Annotated in this window: 16 protein-coding genes and 1 rRNA gene; 9 read left to right on the forward strand and 8 right to left on the reverse strand. The window is 42.2% G+C overall.

From position 1 onward, the window contains the following. The 8 genes from GGR02_RS02380 to dnaA form a co-directional block, all read right to left on the reverse strand. Window positions 1–328 (reverse strand): 16S ribosomal RNA (locus tag GGR02_RS02380); the annotation flags it as partial. Window positions 329–570: 242 nt separating this feature from the next. Continuing rightward, entirely contained in the window at window positions 571–1,656 is a 1,086-nt protein-coding gene (locus tag GGR02_RS02385) for an HD-GYP domain-containing protein (protein WP_183183155.1), read from the reverse strand. 139 nt (window positions 1,657–1,795) lie between these two features. After that, the gene (gyrA, locus tag GGR02_RS02390; protein WP_183183156.1) at window positions 1,796–4,261 is read right to left on the reverse strand and encodes a DNA gyrase subunit A; all 2,466 of its coding nucleotides are present in this window, start codon (window positions 4,259–4,261) and stop codon (window positions 1,796–1,798) included. Between the two features lie 71 nt (window positions 4,262–4,332). Then, on the reverse strand, window positions 4,333–6,255 hold the full coding sequence (gene gyrB / locus GGR02_RS02395) for a DNA topoisomerase (ATP-hydrolyzing) subunit B (protein WP_183183320.1): 1,923 nt from the start codon (window positions 6,253–6,255) through the stop codon (window positions 4,333–4,335). Between the two features lie 35 nt (window positions 6,256–6,290). Then, a complete protein-coding gene (recF, locus tag GGR02_RS02400; protein WP_183183157.1) occupies window positions 6,291–7,403 on the reverse strand; it encodes a DNA replication/repair protein RecF in 1,113 nt (370 codons plus the stop codon). An 11-nt stretch (window positions 7,404–7,414) separates the two neighbouring features. Then, window positions 7,415–7,633, reverse strand: coding sequence for a S4 domain-containing protein YaaA (gene yaaA / locus GGR02_RS02405; protein ID WP_183183158.1), 219 nt, complete (start codon window positions 7,631–7,633; stop codon window positions 7,415–7,417). A 111-nt stretch (window positions 7,634–7,744) separates the two neighbouring features. Continuing rightward, the gene (gene dnaN, locus GGR02_RS02410; protein WP_183183159.1) at window positions 7,745–8,881 is read right to left on the reverse strand and encodes a DNA polymerase III subunit beta; all 1,137 of its coding nucleotides are present in this window, start codon (window positions 8,879–8,881) and stop codon (window positions 7,745–7,747) included. 169 nt (window positions 8,882–9,050) lie between these two features. Beyond that, entirely contained in the window at window positions 9,051–10,397 is a 1,347-nt protein-coding gene (gene dnaA, locus GGR02_RS02415) for a chromosomal replication initiator protein DnaA (protein WP_183183160.1), read from the reverse strand. A gap of 273 nt (window positions 10,398–10,670) precedes the next feature. On the opposite strand from dnaA, the gene GGR02_RS02420 reads away from it, so the two are divergent. The 9 genes from GGR02_RS02420 (at window position 10,671) to noc (ending at window position 17,997) form a co-directional block, all read left to right on the forward strand. After that, window positions 10,671–10,814: a hypothetical protein gene (locus GGR02_RS02420; protein WP_183183161.1), complete on the forward strand. Its 144-nt coding sequence runs from the start codon at window positions 10,671–10,673 to the stop codon at window positions 10,812–10,814. A gap of 93 nt (window positions 10,815–10,907) precedes the next feature. Next, window positions 10,908–11,042: a 50S ribosomal protein L34 gene (rpmH, locus tag GGR02_RS02425; RefSeq protein ID WP_003397591.1), complete on the forward strand. Its 135-nt coding sequence runs from the start codon at window positions 10,908–10,910 to the stop codon at window positions 11,040–11,042. Between the two features lie 62 nt (window positions 11,043–11,104). Continuing rightward, complete coding sequence (gene rnpA, locus GGR02_RS02430) at window positions 11,105–11,461, forward strand: ribonuclease P protein component (protein WP_183183162.1); 357 nt, start codon at window positions 11,105–11,107, stop codon at window positions 11,459–11,461. Window positions 11,462–11,494: 33 nt separating this feature from the next. Further along, the gene (gene spoIIIJ, locus GGR02_RS02435; protein ID WP_183183163.1) at window positions 11,495–12,268 is read left to right on the forward strand and encodes a YidC family membrane integrase SpoIIIJ; all 774 of its coding nucleotides are present in this window, start codon (window positions 11,495–11,497) and stop codon (window positions 12,266–12,268) included. Next, entirely contained in the window at window positions 12,265–12,900 is a 636-nt protein-coding gene (jag, locus tag GGR02_RS02440) for an RNA-binding cell elongation regulator Jag/EloR (RefSeq protein WP_183183164.1), read from the forward strand. Before spoIIIJ ends, jag begins: the two co-directional genes overlap by 4 nt. 188 nt (window positions 12,901–13,088) lie before the next feature. Then, window positions 13,089–14,474, forward strand: coding sequence for a tRNA uridine-5-carboxymethylaminomethyl(34) synthesis GTPase MnmE (gene mnmE, locus GGR02_RS02445; protein ID WP_183183165.1), 1,386 nt, complete (start codon window positions 13,089–13,091; stop codon window positions 14,472–14,474). A 14-nt stretch (window positions 14,475–14,488) separates the two neighbouring features. Beyond that, window positions 14,489–16,378 carry a tRNA uridine-5-carboxymethylaminomethyl(34) synthesis enzyme MnmG gene (mnmG, locus tag GGR02_RS02450; protein WP_183183166.1) on the forward strand — a complete coding sequence of 630 codons (1,890 nt, stop codon included), beginning with the start codon at window positions 14,489–14,491 and terminating at the stop codon, window positions 16,376–16,378. 19 nt (window positions 16,379–16,397) lie between these two features. Then, entirely contained in the window at window positions 16,398–17,114 is a 717-nt protein-coding gene (rsmG, locus tag GGR02_RS02455; RefSeq protein WP_183183167.1) for a 16S rRNA (guanine(527)-N(7))-methyltransferase RsmG, read from the forward strand. Between the two features lie 37 nt (window positions 17,115–17,151). Further along, entirely contained in the window at window positions 17,152–17,997 is an 846-nt protein-coding gene (gene noc / locus GGR02_RS02460) for a nucleoid occlusion protein (protein ID WP_183183168.1), read from the forward strand. Window positions 17,998–18,105: the final 108 nt, after the last annotated feature.

Below are 18,105 nucleotides of genomic sequence, written 5' to 3' on the forward strand. Positions count from 1 at the left end.
CCCAGTGTGGCCGATCACCCTCTCAGGTCGGCTACGCATCGTCGCCTTGGTGAGCCGTTACCTCACCAACTAGCTAATGCGCCGCGGGCCCATCCTGTAGCGACAGCTTGCGCCGCCTTTCAACGAAACGTCATGCGACATTTCGTATTATCCGGTATTAGCACCGATTTCTCGGTGTTATCCCCGTCTACAGGGCAGGTTGCCCACGTGTTACTCACCCGTCCGCCGCTAACCGAATCGAAGCAAGCTTCTTTTCGGTCCGCTCGACTTGCATGTATTAGGCACGCCGCCAGCGTTCGTCCTGAGCCAGGATCAAACTCTCCATCGAAAGTTTTCTTCCAAACTCATGTTTATTCGTTCATTGAACGAGGACGCTTCGTTTTGTTCAGTTTTCAAAGAACATTTTCAACAACACAGCTATTACATAATAACAAATGAACAACTTCATGTCAAACATTTTTTTTAATTTATTTAAAGTTGTTTCAGACAATGTTTATTATACTAATGTACTTCATTTTTAGCAAGTATTTTTTAATATTTCCTCCCTGCTTTTCACGCAGAGAGGAAATATTATGAGTCATGTAAAATCTCTTCAATGTAAATGTCACGTTGTTCGCTCAATGAAATAAACGTTTCGTTAGTCGTTTTTATAATCGGCCGCGTCGGTTCTTTGCGATGGATAAAGACGATTTCTCCTGTTTCTCCATTCGATAGCTTCACTTTCGTTCCGACGTTAAACGATGTTAAACTATCTAATAAAATTTGTATGACCTCGACACTAAGTTTTCCAAAACTTTCTTTCTGAATTTGTTCCAACGCTTTAAACGGAGACTCTTTTTTTCGATAAAGGCGCTCCGATACCATCGCGTGATATACGTCAGCGACCGCAACGATTTTGCTATATGGATGAATTTGTTTATCAGTAATCCCGAACGGATAGCCGCTTCCGTCATTTCGTTCGTGATGCTGCAATACTGCTAATTTTACTCCTTCTTGTATAAAAGAGATTTTTTGCACCATTTTATATCCGAAAACAGAATGTTGCTTTACTTCTTTATACTCTTCTGATGTCAAGGCAGATTTTTTCATTAAAATTTTTTCATCAATTTTCGCCATCCCACAATTGCTCAAAAAACCAGCTAGCGCAATTTGACAATAGTCACCTTTACTATAATTCAAACATTTCGCTAAAAATCCGGATAATAGCCCGACACTTACCGCATGATGACATAAATAATCTTCTTTGGTTGTGTAACGATATAGCGTAAGCAACTCGCTCCGGTTATCAACTAAACGGTCTAGCAACGGTAAGAGGATTGCACGCACCTCGTTAATATCAATTGCCAGCCCAGATTGCCATGATTGAAATACTTTTTTATACCGCTGCACTGCTTTTAAATAAAGGGTGATTAACTCTTCTTCTTGAACGGTTCCGCTAGGCGAATTTTGTGGAATCACTTCTGCTGGTTTAAACGGCTGGCCATTCGCTAAAACAGATTCGACGTAAACATCTTCTATCAAAAATTTTTCCAACACATGAAGCAGCGTCGGTGTTAATACGGTATTTTTAGGAATAATTGGTTTTTGTGTTTTACCGATAACATCTTCTGCTAAAATACATCCTTCTTGCAGTTGCTGGATTTTTACTCGAAACATATTCCTCCCCCAGTTTCCCCCACTTTTTCTCACTTCGCCCTCGATGGAAGCGAGCTTTTTAGAATGATAAACTGACGAAGGAAAGCCTAACACTTTCCTCCGTCAGCTGAAGGCGTAGATTTTTGTCAGTCAAATCGGATTATGCTTCCTCTCCGCTTTCTAATTCTTTTTCTTCGTCGCGTGAAACTTTCGCAACCGTTGCAACGTATTCATGGTCGCCAGATAAACGAATAAGTTTGACGCCCTTTGTATTTCTTCCCATTCGGGAAATATCGCTTACGGCGATTCGAATTAAAATCCCGTTCGTTGTCATTAACATTAAATCTTCTTCATCTGTCACTGTTTTCACTGCAACAACTGTCCCGTTTTTCTCGGTAATGTTGCACGTCTTTAATCCTTTTCCCCCACGCGTCTGAATGCGATATTCTGAGGCTTTTGTCCGTTTTCCGTATCCATTTTTCGTGACAACAAGCACATCGTCAGCGTCTTCTAAAATTTCCATTCCGACGACTTCATCATCGCCTTCTAACGTAATTGCTTTTACCCCTGTCGCACTTCTTCCCATCGTTCGCACATCCGTTTCTGGGAAACGAATGAGCATGCCGTGTTTCGTTCCAACAATAATATGTTTGGAACCATCGGTCAACTTCACAGAAATTAATTCGTCGCCTTCGCGAAGACAAATAGCAATTAGCCCGTTGTTGCGAATGTTAGCAAACGAAGAGAGCGGAGAGCGTTTGGCAATCCCTTGTTTTGTTGTAAAGAACAAGAACGAATTATCATCAAACTCATCGATTGTAATAATCGTATTAATCCACTCTTCCTTATCGATTTCTAACAAATTAACAATAGGGAGTCCTTTTGCTGTTCGACCGAACTCTGGGATTTCATATCCTTTCGCTCGATATACCTTTCCTTTATTTGTAAAAAATAAAATAGTATGGTGTGTTGATGTAATGAGGAGATGTTCAACAAAATCATCCTCGCTCGTATTCATTCCTTGAACTCCTCTTCCGCCACGCTTTTGACTCCGATACGTAGAAAGCGGAATCCGCTTAATGTAACCTTTATGTGTCAACGTCACGACGATTTGTTCGCAAGGGATTAAATCTTCATCCGCAAACTCTTCCACACCACCACTTATAATTTCGGTTCTTCGTTCATCGTTAAATCGTTCTTTTATTTCTGTTAGCTCGGTTCGAATAATTTGCAATACTTTTTCTTCGTCTGCTAAAATCGAACGCAATTCCGCGATAAGTCGAACAAGCTCTTGGTATTCTTGTTCGATTTTTTCCCGTTCTAAGCCAGTCAATCTTTGCAAGCGCATATCTAAAATCGCTTGCGCCTGTCTTTCCGTTAACGAAAATTTTTGCATTAACCCTTCTTTCGCCATTTCTGTTGTTTGTGAGTGACGAATTAAGTGGATGACTTCGTCTAAATGGTCAAGCGCAATGCGTAGCCCTTCTAAAATATGCGCTCGTGCTTCTGCTTTTTTCAGTTCATACGCTGTACGACGGCGAATAACGATTTTTTGATGATCTAAATAGTGAATTAAACATTCTTTTAAATTTAGTACTTTCGGTTGTCCGTCCACAAGCGCCAACATATTAATGCCAAAACTCGTTTGTAACGCTGTTTGTTTATATAAATTGTTTAAAATCACTTTCGCATTGGCATCTCTACGAATTTCCATGACAACTCGCATGCCGTTTCGGTCTGATTCATCCCGCAAATCAGTAATGCCATCAATTTTTTTCTCACGGACAAGTTCTGCAATTCGTTCAATCAATTTCGCCTTGTTCACTTGATAAGGAAGTTCGTAAACGATAATGCTTTCCTTGCCGTTTTCTTTTTGTTCAATTTCCACTTTTGCTCGCAATGTAATCGAGCCACGACCTGTTTCATATGCTTTCCGAATGCCGCTACGACCAATGATTTGCCCACCGGTTGGAAAATCTGGTCCAGGGATAAATTCCATCAATTCAGCAACCGTCATTTCTGGATCTTGACTTAATGCTAAAAGTGCATCTACTACCTCACCGAGCTGATGTGGGGGGATATTTGTTGCCATCCCCACCGCAATCCCTGAGGAGCCGTTGACAAGTAAATTTGGAAAGCGTGAGGGCAAAACAATCGGCTCTTTTTCCGAACCATCGTAGTTGTCTTGATAATCAATCGTATCTTTCGTAATATCACGCAATAGTTCCATCGAGATTTTCGACATGCGCGCTTCCGTATAACGCATAGCTGCCGCTGCATCGCCATCAATCGATCCGAAGTTCCCATGCCCGTCCACTAACATATAACGATAGTTGAAATCTTGCGCCATCCGCACCATCGTGTCATAAACAGCCGCATCCCCATGTGGATGGTACTTACCGATAACTTCTCCAACGATGCGTGCGGATTTTTTATAAGGCTTGTCCGCAGTCATTCCTAAATCGTGCATCGCGTATAAAATTCGGCGATGAACCGGCTTCAACCCGTCTCGAACATCAGGCAAAGCACGTGACACAATAACACTCATTGCATAATCAAGAAAAGACGAGCGCATTTCTTGGCTAATATTCACTTCGCGAATTCGTGAATTTTGGTTTTCTGACATTTTGCCAAAACCTCCCTTGTAAACTCATTTTTATCCGGGGGAGGGTGATAAGCGACACTCTCCGTACAACTTTAAATATCTAGATTTTTTACGTATCGAGCATTTTCTTCAATAAACTGTCTACGCGGCTCTACTTTATCGCCCATTAAAATTTCAAACGTTTCATCGGCTTCAATCGCATCTTGTAAGCTTACTTGAAGCAATGTCCGCGTTTCTGGATTCATCGTTGTTTCCCATAATTGTTCTGGGTTCATTTCTCCAAGACCTTTATAGCGTTGAATAGCTGGTTTTGGGTTTTCTGGAAGTTGCGTCAAAATTTTTTCGAGCTGCCGGTCGTTATAAGCATATTCGACCCGCTTTCCTTGTTGGATTTTATAAAGCGGTGGTTGCGCAATGTATACGTAGCCATGCTCAATCAACTCCCGCATATAGCGATAAAAAAACGTCAGTAACAATGTGCGGATATGGGCACCGTCTACATCCGCATCGGTCATAATAATAACTTTATGATAACGTGCTTTCGTAATATCAAAATCTTCCCCGATTCCTGTTCCTAGCGCAGTAATAATTGCTCGCACTTCGTTGTTTGATAAAATTTTATCTAACCTTGCTTTTTCGACGTTAATAATTTTTCCACGCAACGGCAAAATAGCTTGGAAGTGCCGATCACGTCCTTGCTTTGCAGAACCGCCCGCTGAATCCCCCTCAACAACGTACAATTCGCTAATCGACGGATCTTTCGATGAGCAGTCTGCTAATTTTCCTGGCAAGTTAGAAATTTCTAGCGCGCTTTTTCGCCGTGTCAATTCGCGTGCTTTCTTTGCGGCTACACGTGCACGGGCAGCCATCATTCCTTTTTCTACAATCTTCCGAGCAACGGTTGGATTTTCCAATAAAAACGTTTCAAACTGCTCGGAAAAAATGGCATCTGTCGCTGTTCTTGCATCGCTATTTCCAAGCTTCGTTTTTGTCTGCCCTTCAAATTGTGGGGACGGATGTTTTACAGAAATAATTGCCGTCAACCCTTCGCGGACATCTTCCCCAGTTAAATTCGCGTCATTGTCTTTGAAAATATGATGTTTGCGCGCATAGTCGTTAATGATACGCGTTAGTGCGGTTTTAAAGCCCGCCTCATGCGTTCCGCCTTCGTGCGTATGAATGTTATTCGCAAACGAGTAAATGTTGCTCGTATAACTATCGTTATACTGAAGGGCAATTTCTACATAAATCCCGTCTCGTTCACCAAAAATATATACCGGTTCTTCATGAAGCACTTCGCGCGTCCGGTTTAAATGTTGGACGTACGATTTAATTCCACCTTCATAATAGTATTCGTTGCTCCGCTTTTCTCCGCGCTTATCTTCAAGAATAATACGGATACCGCGATTTAAAAACGCTAATTCGCGCAATCGGTTCGCGAGTGTATCGTAATCGTATTCGGTCGTTTCTGTAAAAATTTCTGGGTCTGGTTTAAAATGTGTGGTTGTGCCTGTTCGGTCAGTTTCGCCAATCACTTGCAAATCAGCACACGGAACACCGCGCTCATATTTTTGGTAGTGAATTTTCCCTTCACGGTAAACAAAAACTTCCAACTCTTGCGACAGCGCATTAACAACAGAGGCACCAACGCCGTGAAGCCCTCCGGATACTTTATATCCACCGCCGCCAAACTTTCCTCCAGCATGCAGCACAGTCATAATGACCTCTACCGCTGGTCGCCCCATTTGCTCTTGAATGCCGACAGGGATACCGCGCCCGTTATCCGCAACCGTAATGCTATTATCTTCTTCAATCGTTACATGAATTTCCGTACAGTATCCCGCTAATGCCTCGTCAATGCTGTTATCCACGATTTCCCATACTAAATGATGGAGTCCTTTCGGTCCGGTAGAACCAATATACATTCCAGGCCGTTTCCGAACGGCTTCAAGCCCTTCTAATACTTGGATTTGACTTTCATCATACATATGTTCGATTTTTTGTTCCATTGTCATGCTAATCACCTACGCTTTCCTTTGACAGTCAAAACTCATTGGGTTATTTGGCCAGAACGCACGCGGTAAACAGCTGCTTCTTTTATGACGTCATGCTCAATTCCATCAATGCTTGTCGTCGTAACGAACGTTTGGACTTTTTGGCGAATCGCATTCAACAAATGCGTTTGCCGAAAATCATCAAGTTCTGAAAGAACGTCGTCTAATAAAAGAATCGGATAATCACCCGTTTCTGTGAAAATCAATTCAATTTCCGCTAATTTAACAGATAAAGCGGTGGTCCTTTGCTGACCTTGTGAGCCGAACGTTTGGACATCTTTTCCGTTTACGTCGAACGATAAATCATCACGGTGTGGACCAGCAAGCGTCAACCCCCGTTCAATTTCCTTCTCCTTTATTTTAACAAATTTTTCACTATACGCTTCTACTATTCTCGACAATTCTATCTTTTCTGATACGTCAACCGACGGATGGTAACGAATAGAGAGGTTTTCTACCCCTCGGCTAATTTCGTGATGAATAGGCTCTGCCCACTTTTGCAACAGCTGCAAAAACTCATACCGTTTTAACGTAATTTTCGCAGCCAATTCCACCAACTGTTCCGTTAATACAGAAAGCATCGTTTCATCGCGCTGTTGCCTTGTTTGTAACGCTTTTAAATAGTGGTTTCGCTGCTGTAATATTTTTTGGTACAGGCTTAAATCGTGCATGTAGACAGGGGAAATTTGTCCGATTTCCATGTCGATAAAACGTCGCCTTACTTGAGGTCCCCCTTTGACGAGATATAAGTCTTCTGGGGCAAACAAAACAACGGGAAGATGACCAATGTATTGACTTAATTTTCGTTGTTCTATATGGTTTATTTTTGCTTTTTTCCCTTTTTTTGATACAACAAGCTGTAAAGAGAGCGGACCATTTCGTTTCATCGCTCTCCCTTCTATTTTAGCATATTCCTCCTCCCAACGAATCAATTCTTTATCATTTGCCGTTCGATGGGATTTGGCCATCGCTAACACGTAAATCGCTTCCATCAAATTAGTCTTTCCTTGCGCATTTTCCCCTAAAATGATGTTGACATGATTAGCAAATGTCACTTCTTGGCTGCTGTAGTTCCGATAATTTTTTAGCGATAATTGTGTCAAGAGCAAAGATTCTTCACCTACTCTACCCCTTTTACAACAAAAGTACCAAATTCACGGACATCGACAACGTCCCGATTTGTTAACTTACGGCCGCGGCGCGTCTCTCGTTCCCCATTTACATATACTTCTTTCGTCTGTAAAAACCATTTTGCCATTCCACCTGTATCAATCACATCTGCCAGTTTTAAAAACTGTCCAAGGGTAATGGTTTCCGTTGAAATTTGGATTTGTTTCATGTATTCACCGCTCACTTTCGTTAAAAACTGTCCATTACTTTATTTTACTAAAAAATTTGTCAATAGAAAAGAAAGCCGCTAGAAACTCTTTTTTCTAGCAGCTTTAACCTATTAGTACGTTCTGACTGGCAAAATCAGCTGAAGCATGGAATCCGTATGAAGCGGACGAAGGATAAATGGGCGCATTGCTCCAGTGAAGCTAATTTTAATTTCTGTACCTTCTAATGCTTTTAAGGCATCCATCATGTATTTCGCGCTAAAAGAAATTTTTAGCTCTTCCCCTTCGATTGCTTCGCATTGAATTTCTTCTGTCACTTTGCCGATCTCTGGAGAAATGCAGGAAACTTCAAGCTTGTTGTCGGATAACGTCGCTAATTTGACAACATTGTTTCTTCCTTCTCGTGCTAACAAGGAAGCCCGGTCGATCGCTTGGAAAAATTCTTTCGCATTAATAATAACATCCGTTTGGCTATCTGTTGGAATTAAACGGGATGTATCTGGATAATTGCCATCAAGAAGTCGGGAGAAAAATAATAAATGCTTTGTTTTAAATAATACTTGATTTTCTGTCATCACGATTTCAACCGCTTCGTTCGTATCGTCTAAAATTTTGCTTAGTTCGTTTAAGCTTTTTCCAGGAATAACAACGTTATAAGATAAATGATGCTCCATTTCGATTTTCGCTTTTCGTAAAGCAAGACGATGGCTATCTGTTGCAATACAGATAAGCTCTCCATTTTCCACTCGCCAGTTGACACCTGTCAAGATCGGGCGTGTTTCCGACATTGACACAGCAAAAACCGTTTGCCGAATGATTGTTTTCAATAGGTCTGTCGGCAATTTGAAGACATGCTCTTCTTGAATTTGCGGAAGACGTGGATACTCTTCTGCATCTAAACCATTTAAGTTAAATTCGGTTTTGCCAGAGCGAATGAGAACGACGTGTGACGCTTGCACCTCAATTTCTACTGTATCCTGTGGGAGTTTTTTTACAATTTCTGCGAAAAAGCGAGCAGGCAACACAATACTTCCTGGCTCTAGTATTTCTACAATCATTTTTCCGTCTTCTTCCGCAGGGATAAATGATTCAATCGAAATATCAGAGTCACTTCCGGTCAATGTTACCCCTTGTTCCATTGCCACCATTTTAATGCCCGACAAAATAGGAATTGCTGTTCGTGAAGAAATTGCTTTCATCACGTCTTGCACACTTTGAGCTAAATACTCCCGTTGAATGGTGAGTCGCACAAACATCTCCTCCTAAATGCAAAAATAGGTTTATTTTTATATATAAAAAATAATAGTAATAGTAGTAGGGCTTGTTAACATGTGGATAAGCACAAAAAAACAAAGGAAACACAGTCATCCACATGTGGATAGACTGTGCGCAACCTTTTTCTATTATTCACAAAAATAATTAATGTTTTAGCTTTTCTTGAATTTCTTTAATGTGTTTTTGTAATTGGCTATCTGTTTGCAGCAATTTCGTAATTTTTTCGTGCGCATGAATGACGGTCGTATGATCTCGGCCCCCGAACTCCTCGCCAATTTTTGGTAGGGAGCAATCTGTCAGCTCGCGAGAAAGGTACATGGCGATTTGGCGCGGAAACGCTACCGATTTTGTTCGTTTTTTCGCTTTGAAGTCTTCCATCTTTAAATTAAAATGTTCTCCAACTACCCGCTGAATGTCTTGAATCGTAATCACTTTCGGTTTGGCGCTAGGAATAATGTCTTTCAATGCTTCAGCCGCTAAATCGGCATTAATTTCTTTATTAATCAAGGATGAATACGCGACAACGCGAATAAGTGCTCCTTCTAATTCGCGAATGTTAGAGTCAATTTGATTCGCGATGTAAAGCATCACTTCGTTAGGGATGTCGAATCCTTCTGCTTTCGCTTTTTTACGTAAAATGGCGATTCGAGTTTCTAAATCAGGGGGAGTAATGTCAGTAATTAGTCCCCACTCAAACCGTGAACGAAGGCGGTCTTCGAGAGTTGGAATTTCTTTTGGTGGACGGTCGCTTGAAATCACGATTTGCTTGCTTTCTTCGTGCAGCGTATTAAACGTATGGAAAAATTCTTCTTGCGTCTGTTCTTTTCCAGCTAAAAACTGAATATCATCAATTAGTAGAACGTCCACGTTTCGATATTTATTGCGAAAATCGTCGGCTTTATTGTCGCGGATGGCGTTAATAAACTCGTTTGTAAACTTTTCAGAAGATAAATAGACGACTTTCGCGGATGGATTATGCTCGATCACGTAATGACCAATCGCATGCATTAGATGCGTCTTTCCTAAACCAACTCCGCCGTAAATAAAAAGCGGATTATATGCTTTCGCTGGCGCTTCAGCTACAGCTAAGGAAGCCGCGTGAGCAAAGCGGTTTCCTGAACCGATGACGAACGTATCAAACGTATACTTTGGGTTGAGCATGCTTTGTGGAAAGTCGGTTTGCTCTTCTTCGAGTTTTCGCTGTTTTTTTGTTGTCGGTTTGAGCTCTAATTCTTCCTCCGGATTATGTGGGATAATAAATTTAATTGTTAGCTCTTCACCGGTAATGTCATAGAGTGTTTCGCCTATTAAATGCGCGTAGCGGGAATCTAACCAATCTCTAGCAAATTCATTAGGGGCTACGATTACGAGTGTGTCGCCTTTCAATGAGTGAGCTTTTGTTGATTTTAACCACGTTTCGAAGCTAGGTTTGCTAATTTTTTTTTCAATTTCCGCAAGCGCCTTATTCCATAAATCATCGATATTTTCCACCCGTTGGCCCTCCTTTTCTCCCCGGTTGTACAACTTTTGTACAACCTTAAAAACTTCGTGCATATATGTTTATAAAAATGCGCATGTGGAAAAATAATATAATAAGGAAAGAAAACGACATTTCGACAAAATTCACAAGATGTGAATATTTTTTTCTACACCTCTGAATAAAGTGTCCACACGTTATTCACATTCTGTGGATAATGGAGTTATCCAGATAAACAATCCAGAGTGAAAACAAGAATATAATATCAAATAACATGAGGAGTTGCAATGATTTTAAAAAAATATCCACAATGCCCATATATTGTGGAAAAAACGTTATCCACACCACAAGACATTGTGAAAAAGATGTCGATAAATGTTGGGGAAAAAAGAAAAATGGCGATGAATTTATCCACAACGAAAAAACGCTAAAAGAACCACCTGGGACGGTTGACATTTTGCCGTATTGTTCACTATAATTAGAAAGACTGCCTGTAACAGTTATTCCTCAGGGAGGTGTCATAAATGAAACGCACGTACCAACCAAACAAGCGTAAACGTAGCAAAGTTCACGGCTTCCGCGCGCGCATGAGCACGAAAAACGGACGTAAAGTGCTTGCACGTCGTCGCCGCAAAGGAAGAAAAGTATTATCCGCATAAGGCCACTGAACCGTCAGTGGTCTTTTTTCTAAATATACATTGATGGAGTGTTTGGCCTTGGGATGAAAAAAAAATACCGAATCAAAAAAAATAAGGAATTCCAACAAGTGTTTCAACAAGGAAAATCGATGGCGAACCGGCAGTTTGTCGTTTATGTATTCGATCGTCCCGAGCAACCTTTCTTCCGCCTCGGTTTATCGGTGAGCAAGAAGATTGGCAAAGCGGTCGTAAGAAACCAAGTGAAACGTTATATCCGCCAAGTCTTTTTAGAATTGCGTGAGCAAATAGCGCCAGGGAAAGATTATGTAGTAATTGCAAGAATACCGACGTCGGAAATGAATTATGCCGAGGTGAAAAAAAGTTTAATCCACGTGCTAAAAAAAGCAGGGGTTCTAGTCAATCAACCATTTCAACGATGATGAATGATAATACGAGGAAAAGTGAGGAGGAAAATGAAGGTGAAAAGGCGAATTTGGTTCATAGTCACGCTTATTTTACTTGTGGCTTTCGTTTCAGGATGTTCGCAAGTTAATCAGCCGATCACGCCGGAAAGCAAAGGATTTTGGAACGAATATATCGTTTATCCGCTTTCATGGTTGATTAAGTATGTGGCCAAGCTATTCGGAGGAAATTACGGACTGTCCATTATTATTGTAACAATCATCATTCGCGTAGCGATTTTACCATTAATGATCCAGCAGACAAGAAATTCGAAAGCGATGCAGGCGTTGCAGCCGGAGCTGCAAAAATTGAAAGAAAAATATAGCTCCAAAGATATGCAAACACAACAACAACTGCAACAAGAAACGATGTTACTGTTCCAAAAACACGGCGTGAACCCGCTTGCTGGCTGTTTCCCTTTGCTTATCCAAACACCGATTTTAATTGGTTTCTATCACGCGATTATGCGGACACGAGAAATCGCTGACCACTCGTTCTTATGGTTTGATTTAGGCGCAAAAGACCCGTACTATATTTTGCCGGTTATTGCTGGTGTCGCTACGTTTATCCAGCAAAAAATTATGATGGCGGGGATGGAACAACAAAACCCGCAAATGGCGATGATGCTTTGGATGATGCCAATTATGATTATTGTGTTTGGAATTAGCTTTCCAGCGGCGTTGTCGCTTTATTGGGTAGTAGGAAACATTTTTTCCATTGTGCAAACGTATTTCATCAAAGGTCCTGATTTAAAATCTACTCATTCAGGGGGACAGAAAAAGTGAAAGAAGTAACCGCGACCGCTTCCACTGTTGATGAAGCTATTGAGCTTGCATTAAATCAATTAGGAGTTTCAAAAGATCGCGTGGAAATTAGTGTGTTGGACGAAGGGAAAAAAGGGTTATTCGGGATTTTCGGCAATAAGCCAGCGGTGGTAAAGGCAACGGTGGTACCGCATCCTGTGGAGGAGGCCGAAGCCTTTTTAAAAAAGGTCATTGAGCAAATGGGAATTTCCGCTCATATTGAAAAGACAGAAAAAGAAAAAGATGTTCAATTTATGATTGCCGGGGAACAAGTGGCGCGTTTAATCGGGAAGCACGGGCAAACATTAAATTCGTTACAGCTATTGACGCAGCTTGTCGCTAATCGGTATGCGAAAGGGTATATTCATATTACTGTTGATGCGGAAAATTATCGGGCAAGACGCCAAGAAGTATTGGCGCAACTTGCGAAAAAGCTAGCGGAAAAAGCGCTCAAAACAGGAAAAGAAGTCAAATTAGAACCGCTCCCTGCGTATGAGCGAAAAGTGATTCATGCGACATTAGCGACAAACGGGAAGGTGAAAACGTACTCTGTTGGAACCGAACCGAACCGTTATATCATTATCGCTCCCGTACGAACAAATCGACAGTACTAGCGCGGGCGAAGAGGCTATCTCATCAGGTGAGACGGCCTCTTTTTTCTGTTGCTCCTCCAGTGGGAAACTTATTGTTATTCACATGTGGATAAGTTAAAATGGATAATGATTACTTTCTTAATGGATGTGGATAGAAAATGTTTTTTGTTTACAATAGATAACACTCTTTAAAGTGAGGTGAAACTAAGATGGAATTTGATACGATTGCGGCTATCTCTACTCCGATGGGGGAAGGAGCGATCGCGATTGTCCGATTGAGCGGAGAGAAAGCAATTCCTATTGCTGATCGCATTTTCAAGGGAGTAGGCGGAAAGCAGCTAAAAGAAGTTCCTTCCCATACGATTCATTACGGCCACATCATTGATCCGGCGAACGGGCAGACGATAGAGGAAGTAATGGTATCGGTCATGAAAGCGCCAAAAACATTTACGCGGGAAGATGTCGTTGAAATTAACTGCCACGGTGGCTTAATGTCAGTGAACCGCGTGTTGCAGCTTGTATTGACGAACGGCGCGCGCCTAGCAGAACCTGGAGAGTTTACGAAGCGGGCGTTTTTAAATGGGCGGATTGACTTATCGCAGGCGGAAGCAGTCATTGACTTAATCCGCGCCAAAACCGATCGTGCAATGCACGTTGCACTTAGCCAAATGGAAGGCCGACTATCCAAGATGATTCGCCATTTGCGGCAAACGATTTTAGAAACGCTTGCCCATGTGGAAGTAAACATTGATTATCCAGAATACGATGATGTCGAAGAAATGACGCATCAGTTGCTTCGAGAAAAGGCAACATACGTCCGCGAGCAAATCGAGCGATTATTACAAACCGCTCAACAAGGGAAAATATTGAGAGAAGGGTTGGCTACGGCCATTATTGGTCGACCGAACGTTGGGAAATCGTCGCTGTTAAATAACCTTGTTCATGAAAATAAAGCAATTGTTACGGACATCCCTGGTACAACAAGGGATGTAATTGAAGAATATGTCAACGTGCGTGGCGTCCCTTTAAAATTAATCGATACGGCGGGCATTCGGGAAACGGAGGATATTGTTGAGCGAATTGGTGTCGAGCGTTCAAAGCAAATGGTAAAGGCGGCCGATTTAATTTTATTGGTACTAAACTATAATGAACCGTTAACAGAAGAAGACGAACAACTTTTTGCGGCTGTCGAAGGGAAAGAAGTGATCGTTATCGTCAATAAAACGGATTTGCCGCAAAAAATTGAAATGGAACGTGTTCGGGAACTCGCGGCAGGCCGTCCAGTCATTACGACATCGTTGTTGGAAGAAAAGGGAATAGATGAATTAGAAGAAGCAATTGCGCGGCTGTTTTTTACTGGAGGGGTTGAAGCAGGCGATTTAACATATGTGTCCAATTCGCGGCATATTGCTCTCCTTCACCAAGCGAAGCAAGCAATCGAAGAGGCAATCACTGGCATTGAAGCTGGTGTACCGATTGATATCGTGCAAATTGACTTAACACGATCGTGGGAACTGCTTGGTGAAATTATTGGTGATACGGTTCACGAAAGCTTAATTGATCAGCTCTTTTCGCAGTTTTGTTTAGGGAAATAAAAGGAGGTTAGAGTATGGAATACCATGGCGGTACGTATGACGTTATCGTAGTCGGTGCGGGCCATGCGGGTTGTGAAGCAGGATTAGCTGCGGCGCGCATCGGAGCTAAGACGCTCATGATTACATTAAATCTTGATATGGTTGCATTTATGCCATGCAACCCGTCGATTGGCGGTCCAGCGAAGGGGATTGTTGTTCGTGAAATTGACGCATTGGGCGGAGAAATGGCAAAAAACATCGATAAAACGTATATTCAAATGCGCATGTTGAACACTGGGAAAGGTCCGGCTGTTCGGGCGTTGCGGGCGCAAGCTGACAAGTTTTTGTATCAACACGAAATGAAAAAGACGCTAGAAAATGAAGAAAACTTAACGCTATTGCAAGGGAAAGTGGAACGGTTAATTGTCGAAGACGGGGTATGTAAAGGAGTAATTACCCATACAGGAGCGCATTATTATGCGAAAGCGGTCGTCATTACGACAGGAACATTTCTGCGCGGGGAAATTATTATTGGCGATATTAAATATTCTAGCGGGCCAAACAACCAGCAGCCGTCGATTAAGCTATCAGAGCATTTAGAAGAACTCGGGTTTGAACTCGTGCGCTTTAAGACAGGAACTCCTCCACGGGTCAATAGCCGTTCGATTGATTATAGCAAAACGGAAATTCAGCCAGGAGATGAAGTGCCGCGCGCGTTTTCTTATGAAACGACGGAGTATATTACAGACCAACTCCCGTGCTGGTTGACTTATACGACGGAGGCAACCCATCGAATGATTGATGAAAATTTGCATTTGTCGCCGATGTATTCAGGCATGATTAAAGGAACGGGACCGCGCTATTGCCCATCGATTGAAGATAAAATTGTCCGCTTCCACGACAAGCCACGCCACCAAATTTTCCTAGAACCGGAAGGGCGGAATACAGAAGAAGTGTATGTTCAAGGACTATCGACGAGCTTGCCGGAGCATATTCAGCGGCAAATTTTAGCGACGATTCCAGGGCTTGAACGAGCACAATTAATGCGAGCGGGCTATGCGATTGAGTACGATGCGGTCGTGCCGACACAGCTATGGCCGACACTTGAAACAAAAATTGTCAAACATTTATATACTGCAGGGCAAATTAATGGGACATCTGGCTACGAAGAAGCGGCAGGACAAGGATTGATTGCAGGGATTAACGCTGCAAGAAAAGCGCTCGGAAAAGAAGAATTGATTTTAAGCCGCTCGGACGCATACATTGGCGTCCTAATTGATGACCTTGTCACGAAAGGAACGAACGAACCTTATCGCTTGTTGACGTCACGCGCGGAATACCGCCTGTTGCTTCGTCACGATAATGCCGATTTGCGCTTGACAGACATCGGTTACAAAATCGGGCTTATTTCCGATGCTCGTTATGAAAAATTTTTGGCGAAAAAAGCGGCAATTGAAAAAGAGAAGAAACGGCTACAAACGTTTATTATTAAGCCGACGCCTCAAGTGCAAGAAGTCATTCGAAAAGCAGGAGGAAGCGAACTAAAAGACGGCATTCGTGCAGCAGACTTATTAAGAAGACCAGAAATGACGTACGAACATATTCAACTGCTGGCGCCAGCAGAGGAAGATATTCCAGCTGATGTTATTGAACAAGTAGAAATTCAAATTAAGTACGAAGGATATATCGAAAAATCACTACAGCAAGTCGAACGGCTCAAAAAAATGGAAAATAAAAAAATTCCAGAGGATATTGATTATGACGCGATTACTGGGCTTGCGACAGAAGCGCGGCAAAAATTAAAACAAGTGCGACCGCTCTCGATTGCGCAAGCATCCCGAATTTCTGGTGTAAACCCAGCCGATATTTCGATTTTATTAGTTTATTTGGAACAAGGAAGAATCGCACGAGTGTCGAATGAATAAAAAGTGAAGGGATTGGCATATGGAGACAAAACAGTTTCAGACATTGCTTGAGGAGAAGGGAATTTCCCTTTCTCCTTGGCAACTAGCGCAATTCGAACGGTATTACGAGCTGTTAGTGGAATGGAACGAGAAAATGAATTTAACAGCGATTACGGACAAGCCAGACGTTTATGTAAAACATTTTTTTGATTCCATTTCACCAGCGTTTTATTACGATTTTTCTAAGCCGATGTCGCTTTGTGATGTTGGCGCAGGCGCTGGTTTCCCGAGCGTTCCGCTAAAAATTTGTTTTCCGCACATTCGGTTGTCCATTGTCGATTCATTACAAAAGCGCATTACGTTTCTTCACGCACTTGCCTCAGAATTAGAATTGGAGGGGGTAGCGTTCTATCATGACCGTGCGGAAACGTTTGGCAGAAAAGAAGGCATTCGTGAGTCATTTGACGTCGTGACGGCTCGCGCGGTTGCTCGCATGTCTGTCTTAAGTGAACTTTGCCTTCCGCTTGTCAAAGTAAATGGCACATTTATCGCGATGAAAGCAGCGGCGGCGAGCGAAGAATTAGCACAAGCACAAACAGCGATTAAAGTATTAGGCGGAGAAATCGCTGCTGTTCATTCGTTTACACTGCCGGTCGAGGAAAGTGAACGTACGATTATTGTGATTCAGAAAAAACGGAAAACATCGAACAAATATCCGCGGAAACCAGGAGTGCCAAATAAACTTCCGATTGAGTAACCATTAGGGGAGAGCTTTTATAAGGTGGTGTGGGGAAATGAAGCATCCTTTTTCACGCTTCTTCAGCTTTGGAGAAAAAGAACAAGAGGAAATGATTGAGAAAACGGACACGGAGGAAGTACGGAAAATTCCAGTTACGCAAATCGTCCCAAACCGTTTTCAGCCGCGGACGATTTTTGATGACGAAAAAATTGCCGAGCTCGCGCTGACGATTCGAACGCACGGGATTATTCAGCCGATTGTCGTTCGTGAATGCGACGACGGCAAGTTCGAAATTATCGCCGGCGAAAGACGATGGCGCGCGGTTCAGCAGCTTGGTTGGACAGACATCCCTGCGATTATTAAAAACTTAAACGATAAAGAAACCGCTTCTGTTGCGCTGATTGAAAACTTGCAGCGGGAAGAGTTGACGCCGATTGAAGAGGCGATGGCGTATGCGAAGCTGTTAGAGCTACATCATTTAACACAAGAAGCACTAGCGCAGCGGCTCGGCAAAGGACAGTCGACAATCGCTAATAAGCTTCGTTTATTGAAGTTGCCGCAAGAAGTACAAGAAGCACTTTTGCAACGGACGATTACGGAGCGGCATGCGCGCGCGTTAATTGTTTTAAAAGATAAAGAAAAACAGCTGAAGCTATTAAAAGAAATCGTTGAAAAGCAACTCAACGTAAAGCAAACCGAAGACCGCGTGTTAAAAATGCTCGAAGCAAATCAAGCAAAACAAAAACCAAAACGAAAATCATTTAGCAAAGATGTTCGAATCGCGGTGAATACGATTCGGCAATCGTTAGCGATGGTCGCAGATAGCGGGATGTCTATCGATTCAGAAGAAGAAGAATTTGAAGACTACTACCAAATTACCATCCGCATTCCGAAAAAATAGGCAGAAAAAACCTCATCATGAAGCAGGTGATGAGGTTTTTTCTCGCATTTCCCTTATAGAAAATACCTCCATTTTTTATTTCGTGATAGAATAAAACATATGAGTAAT

It is taken from the genome of Anoxybacteroides voinovskiense, from assembly GCF_014196205.1.
GTDB classification, from domain to species: domain Bacteria; phylum Bacillota; class Bacilli; order Bacillales; family Anoxybacillaceae; genus Anoxybacteroides; species Anoxybacteroides voinovskiense.